Origin of the sequence: Streptomyces sp. NPDC020379 (assembly GCF_044387105.1) — a bacterium.
In the GTDB taxonomy this organism is placed as follows: domain Bacteria; phylum Actinomycetota; class Actinomycetes; order Streptomycetales; family Streptomycetaceae; genus Streptomyces.
Map to the genome: position 1 here is coordinate 1 of NZ_JBIRVR010000049.1, position 6,853 is coordinate 6,853.

Sequence of the window (6,853 nt, forward strand, 5' to 3'; positions counted from 1 at the left end):
AATGCCTATCTGGATGCGTTGGCGGAGCTGCGGCGTGGTGAGGGTCTTCCCGCGACCTCGATCGCCTGGGGCCCCTGGGCCAACGACGGCATGGCGGCTCAGAACAGCATGGTCAGCGGCCGTATGGAGCGGTTCGGTCTGCCGCCCATGGACCCCGGACTGGCCCTCAAGTCCCTGGAGCAGGCGCTCATCGGTGCCGATGCCTGCCCGGTGATCACCGACGTCGACTGGTCGCGTTTCGCCAAGGAGCTCGACGGCGCCCGCAACAGCGCGCTCTTCGGCGAGATCCCCGAGGTGAAGCAGCTGCACCGGACGGCCGACGGCCGCTCGGAAGCGGATCCCGCCGCCGAGGGAACCTCGGCACTCGCCGAGACCCTGGCGGCCCTTCCGGTCGCCGAGCGGGAGCCGTTGCTGCTCGACCTGATCCGTAAGAACACCGCGACGGTCCTCGGATACGCCACGCAAGCGGGCGTCGAAGTGGAGCGCGGCTTTTTCGAGATGGGGCTCGACTCGCTCACCGCGGTGGAGCTGCGCAACCGTCTGAACGCGGCCACCGGGCTGCGGCTGCGGCCCACCACGTTGTTCGACTACGCCTCGCCCTCGGCGCTGGCCCGCCACCTCATGGGTGAGCTGGCACCGGACGGGAGCGCGCCGGAGAACGCGCTGCCCTCGGACATCGACCGTCTCGAGGCCGTGCTCACCGCGCTGCCGCAGGACGACATCGCACGCACCAAGGCGGTGGTCCGGCTCCAGTCCATGCTCGCGAAGCTGAACGACGCCGGTGCCGCGTCCGGTACGAACCCGGAATCGGAAGACGCCGTGAACGATCTCGAAACCGTTTCGGTCGACGAGCTCTTCGACGTCATCGACCGCGAACTCGGGGATGCCTAATAATGATCATGAACCGTTTGGTTTCCTTGAGGGGGCAAGGGTAGATGTCGAACGAAGAGAAGCTTGTCGAGTATCTGAAGCGGGTCATGGCTGACCTGCGGCAGACGCAGCGCCGTCTCCGCGATGCCGAGGACAAGCCCCGCGAGCCGATCGCGATCGTCGCGATGAGCTGCCGTTTCCCCGGTGGCGTCCGGTCCCCGGAGGAGTTGTGGGACCTCCTCTCCCAAGGAGCGGACGCGGTGGCTCCGTTCCCGGCCGACCGCGGCTGGGACCTCGCGGGGCTCTACGACCCGGACCCCGACCGCCCCGGCACCTCGTATGTGAAGGAAGGGGCCTTCCTGTCCGACGCGGGCGCCTTCGACCCGGGGTTCTTCGGGATCTCGCCGCGTGAGGCACTGGCCATGGACCCGCAGCAGCGGCTGCTGCTGGAGACCAGCTGGGAGGCGATGGAACGGGCGGGCATTGCGCCCGCTTCGGTGCGCGGCACCAAGGCCGGGGTCTTCGTCGGCACCAACGGTCAGGACTACATCGAGGCCCTGCGCCAGGCCCCGAAGGGCGTCGAGGGCTACCTCGCCACCAGCAGCGCGGCCAGCGTGATGTCCGGCCGGCTCTCGTACACCTTCGGACTCGAAGGCCCGGCGGTCACCGTCGACACGGCCTGCTCGTCGTCGCTGGTAGCCCTGCACCTGGCCGTGCAGTCGCTGCGGCAGGGCGAGTGCTCGCTGGCCCTCGCCGGCGGCGTCACGGTGATGACGACGCCCGGGCTGTTCGTGGAGTTCAGCCGTCAGCGCGGGCTGGCCCCCGACGGCCGCTGCAAGGCGTTCGCGGCGGCGGCCGACGGCACCGGCTGGGGCGAGGGTGTCGGCATGCTGCTCCTGGAGCGGCTGTCGGACGCGCGGCGCAACGGCCACCCCGTGCTGGCGGTCGTACGCGGCTCCGCCGTCAACCAGGACGGCACCAGCAGTGGCCTGACCGTGCCCAACGGCATCTCCCAGCAGCGCGTGATCCTCCAGGCGCTCGCGAACGCCCGGCTCTCGGCCGCCGAGGTGGACGCGGTCGAGGCGCACGGTACGGGCACGACGCTGGGTGACCCGATCGAGGCGCAGGCGCTCCTGGCCACGTACGGCCAGGAACGCCCGGAGGACAAGCCGCTGTTGCTGGGCTCGATCAAGTCGAACATCGGCCACACACAGGCGGCCGCCGGCGTGGCCGGTGTCATGAAGATGGTGCTGGCGATGCGGCACGGTGTGCTGCCGCAGACCTTGCATGTCGACGAGCCGTCGCCGAACGTCGACTGGTCGGAGGGCGCCGTCGAACTGCTCACCGAGGCCACGCCGTGGCCGGCGGCCGACGAGCCCCGCCGGGCCGGTGTGTCCGCGTTCGGTGTCAGTGGCACGAACGCGCACGTGATCCTCGAGCAGGCGCCCGCGGCGGCTGCCGAGGAGGAGCCGGCGCGGGTCGAGGCGCCGGTGGTGCCGTGGGTGGTGTCGGCGCGTTCGGAGAGCGCGCTGGCTGCGCAGGCTGAGCGGTTGTCGGCGCGTGTGGGGGAGTTGTCGCCGCTGGACGTGGGCTTCTCGCTGGCGGCCGACCGGGGTGTGTTCGAGCACCGGGCCGTGATCCTGTCGGGACACCGGGAGGGCTTGAGCGCTCTGGTGGAGGGGCGTGAGGCCGCGGGTGTGGTGCGGGGTCGTGTCACGGGGGACGGGCGTGCGGCGTTCGTGTTCCCGGGGCAAGGTTCGCAGTGGGTTGGCATGGCGGCCGAACTGCTGGATTCCTCGCCGGTGTTCGCGGAGCGTCTGGGCGAGTGTGCGGCGGCGTTGGCGCCGTATGTGGATTGGTCGTTGACCGGTCTGCTGCGTGCGGAGGACGCCGGCTGGCTTGATCAGGTCGACGTGGTGCAGCCGGTGTTGTGGGCTGTGATGGTTTCGTTGGCTGAGGTGTGGCGTTCGGCGGGTGTGGAGCCGGCTGCTGTCATCGGTCACTCGCAAGGTGAGATTGCGGCGGCGTGTGTGGCCGGTGCGCTGTCCTTGGAGGATGCGGCGAAGGTGGTGGCGCTGCGGAGCAAGGCTCTGCGGGCGTTGTCCGGCCGGGGTGGGATGGTTTCCGTCTCCCTGGATGTGAAGGCGGTCGAGGAGCGGCTGGACAGCCGACTCGCGGTGGCGGCCGTCAACGGCCCGGCCACGGTCGTGGTCTCGGGCGACAACGACGCTCTCGACGAACTCCTCGCCGGCTGTGAGGCGGACGGTATCCGTGCCCGCCGTATCGCGGTGGATTATGCCTCGCACTGTGCGCATGTGGAGGAGATCGAGGCCGCGTTGTCGCGCGATCTCGCGGGTATCTCTCCGCGTCCGGCCTCGGTGCCGTTCTATTCGACGGTCACGGGCAGGGTGCTGGAGACCAGCACCCTGGACGCCGCCTACTGGTACCGCAACCTGCGCCAGACCGTCCGCTTCCAGGAAGCCGTCCAGGCCCTCCTGGACGATGGCTTCCGCCTGTTCGTGGAGTCCAGCGCCCACCCGGTCCTGACCATGGGCGTCGAGCAGACCGCCGAAGCCCACACCATCACGGCCGTCGGTTCCCTGCGCCGCGACGAGGGTGGCCTGGACCGCTTCCTGACTTCTGTCTCCGAAGCCTTCGTCGGCGGTGCCTCCGTCGACTGGGCCAAGCTCTTCGACGGCACAGGCGCCCGTCGCGTCGACCTCCCCACGTACGCCTTCCAACACCAGCACTACTGGATCAACCCGCCCGCCGCCCGGCTCGGCGACGTGACGTCCGCCGGTCTGGGCGCGGCGGATCACCCGCTGCTGGGTGCCGTGGTGTCGCTTGCGGATGCGAACGGCCTTGTGTTGACCGGCCGGTTGTCGGTGGGGACGCAGCCGTGGCTCGCCGACCACGCAGTGCTGGGGAGGGTGGTCGTCCCCGGCACCGCGTTCGTCGAGCTCGCGCTGCGCGCGGCCGATGCCGCCGGGTGTCAGGGCCTGGAGGAGCTGACGCTGCAAGCACCCTTGGTGCTCCCCGAGTCGGGGGCCGTACAGGTGCAGGTGGTCGTCGGCTGTACGGAGGAGCCGGGGCACCGTGAGTTCGGCGTGTACTCGCGGGTCGAGGGCGATCACGACGAGGAGTCGTGGACCTGCCACGCGAAGGGCGTCCTGGCGGCGGTCGCCGCCGACGACGCGTCGGACGTACGGCAGTTGGCCGCGTGGCCGCCGGCCGAGGCCGTGGCCGTCCCGGTGGACGACCTGTACGAGCGGTTGGCCGCGTCGGGGCTCGAATACGGGCCCGCGTTCCGTGGTGTGCGGGCGGCGTGGCGGCGTGGCGACGAGGTGTTCGCCGAGGTCGCGCTGCCCGACGAGCAGCGCGAGGAGGCAGGGCGCTACGGCATGCACCCGGCCCTGCTGGACGCCGCGCTGCACGTGACCGGCGTGGGCCACCTCGCCGCTCCGGACGCCGGCGGCACGCCTTCGGCGGCACGTCTGCCCTTCGCGTGGAGCGGCGTGTCCCTGCACGCCACGGGCGCGACCACGCTTCGCGTGCGGCTGTCGCGGGCCGGGGCGGACGGGGTGTCGGTCCTGGTGGCCGACGCGAACGGGGCGCCGGTGGCCTCCGTCGGCTCCCTCGTGGGCCGTCCCGTCTCGCCGGAACTGCTCGACAGCGCCGCGCGATCGTCGCTGGAGTCGCTGTTCGGCGTGCGGTGGGAGACGGTGTCGTCCGGCGACATGACGGGTGATGCGGGGGACTGGGCGATTCTCGGCCCCGACGGTTCCCGGCTCGCGGCCGCGCTCGAAGCGGCCGGACACCGGGTCTCGCACCTGCCCTCGGCAGCGGACGGGCCCTACCCCGAGGCTGTTCTCCTCCCGCTCGTGTCCCCGTCGGACTCCGGCGACCTCGCCTCGGCGACCCGTGACGTGACGTACCGGGCGCTGCGAGCCGTACAGGACTGGCTGGGCAACGGCGCGGCCGCCGCGTCGAAGCTCGTGTTCGTGACCCGGGGCGCTGTCCCGACCGCGCCGGGCGAGGGGGTCCTCGACCTGGCGGCGGCCGCGGTGTGGGGCCTGGTCCGGTCGGCGCAGACGGAACACCCGGACCGTTTCGCCCTGGTCGACCTCGACACCTGGGACGGCGCCGCCGAAGCGGTGCGCACCGCGCTCGCCCGCGACGAACCCCAGATCGCCCTTCGCACCGGCGAATTCCGTGCCCCCCGGCTCGTGAAGGCTCCCGTCCTGCCCGGCGCCACCGGGACATGGGACGGCTCCGGCACCGTGCTGATCACCGGCGCGGGCGGCGTACTCGGCCGCCTGGTCGCCCGGCACCTGGTCGCCGAACACGGCGTACGGAGCCTGGTGCTGGTGTCTCGCCGCGGCCGTGCCGCCTCCGGAATGCCCGAGCTGGAGGCCGAGCTCGCCGGCCTGGGCGCGAGCGTCGTCCTCGAAGCGTGCGACGTGACGGACCGGGAGGCGCTGGCGGGTGTGCTGGCGCGCATCCCGCGGGACATGCCCCTGCGCGGCGTGGTACACGCGGCCGGCGTACTGGACGACGGCGTGGTGGAGTCGTTGACGCCGGAGCGCGTGTACGCCGTCTTCCGGCCGAAGGTGGACGCGGCGCTGCTCCTGGACGAGCTGACGCGGGGGCTGGACCTGACGGCCTTCGTGCTCTTCTCCTCGGCCGCCGCGACGTTCGGCGCGGCGGGGCAGGCCAACTACGCCGCGGCGAACACCTTCCTCGACGCCCTGGCGGCGAACCGGCGGGCGCAGGGCCTGCCCGCGGTGTCGCTGGGCTGGGGATTCTGGGCCGAACGCAGCGGCATGACCGGCCACCTGGCCGACGCCGACCTTGCCCGGATGGCTCGCGGGGGCGTCGTACCGCTGTCGTCGCGGGAAGGGCTGGCACTCTTCGACGCGGCGACCGCGTCGGACGAGGCGCTGCTGGTCCCGGTGCGGCTCGCCGCCGCGGTGCTCCGCGGCGGGAACGGCCCCGTGCTGCCGCTGCTGCGCCGCCTGGTGCGGACCCCCGCGCGGCGGGCCGTGGCCGCGCCCACGGCAGCGGACGGCGGCCTGTGGGGCGATCTGGCCCGGCTGCCGGAGAGCGAGCGGGAACAGGCCGTGCTGGACGTGGTCCGCACGCACATCGGAGCCGTACTCGGCTATGCGCCGGGTGACGAGGTCGCGTCCGACCTCGCCTTCCGCGAGCTCGGTTTCGATTCGTTGACGGCGGTGGAGCTGCGGAACCGGTTGAACGCGGTGACGGGTCTGCGGCTGTCGGCCACGCTGGTCTTCGATTACCCGAGTCCTGCTGTGCTCGCTCGTCATCTGCTGGGTGAGTTGGTGTCGGCGCATGCGGGGGTCGTTGCCCCTGCGGCGGTTCCGGCCGCCGCTGTGGCCGTGTCCGTCGACGAGCCGATCGCCATCGTCGCCATGAGCTGCCGCTTCCCCGGCGGCGTACGGGCTCCCGAAGACCTGTGGTCGCTGATCGACCGCGGCGGGGACGCGATGTCCGCGTTCCCGGACGACCGCGGCTGGGATCTGGAGGCGCTCTACCACCCGGACCCCGACCACAAGGGCACCGCGTACGCCCGCGAGGGCGGATTCCTTTACAACGCCGGTGAGTTCGATCCCGCGTTCTTCGGGATCTCGCCGCGTGAGGCGTTGGCGATGGATCCGCAGCAGCGGCTGCTGCTGGAGACCTCCTGGGAGGTGCTGGAGCGGGCCGGGATCGATCCGGTGTCGGTGCGGGGCAGTCAGACCGGTGTGTTCGCCGGGATCATGCACCACGACTACGGGTCCGCGACCGCATCGGTGCCGGACGGCGTCGAGGGCTACATCGGCAACGGGACGGCGGGCAGCATCGCCTCCGGCCGCATCTCGTACACCTTCGGTTTCGAGGGTCCTGCGGTGACGGTGGACACGGCGTGTTCGTCGTCGTTGGTGGCGTTGCATCTGGCGGTGCAGTCGTTGCGTCAGGGTGA

2 protein-coding genes are annotated in these 6,853 nt (G+C 71.8%); both read left to right on the top strand.

Translation table 11 applies throughout. The features are described from left to right. The coding region (locus ACH427_RS32175; protein ID WP_398875339.1) for a phosphopantetheine-binding protein at nt 1–891 on the top strand (891 nt) is incomplete at its 5' end. A 44-nt stretch (nt 892–935) separates the two neighbouring features. Next, a partial coding sequence (locus tag ACH427_RS32180) for a type I polyketide synthase (protein ID WP_398875341.1) occupies nt 936–6,853 on the top strand: 5,918 nt, incomplete at its 3' end.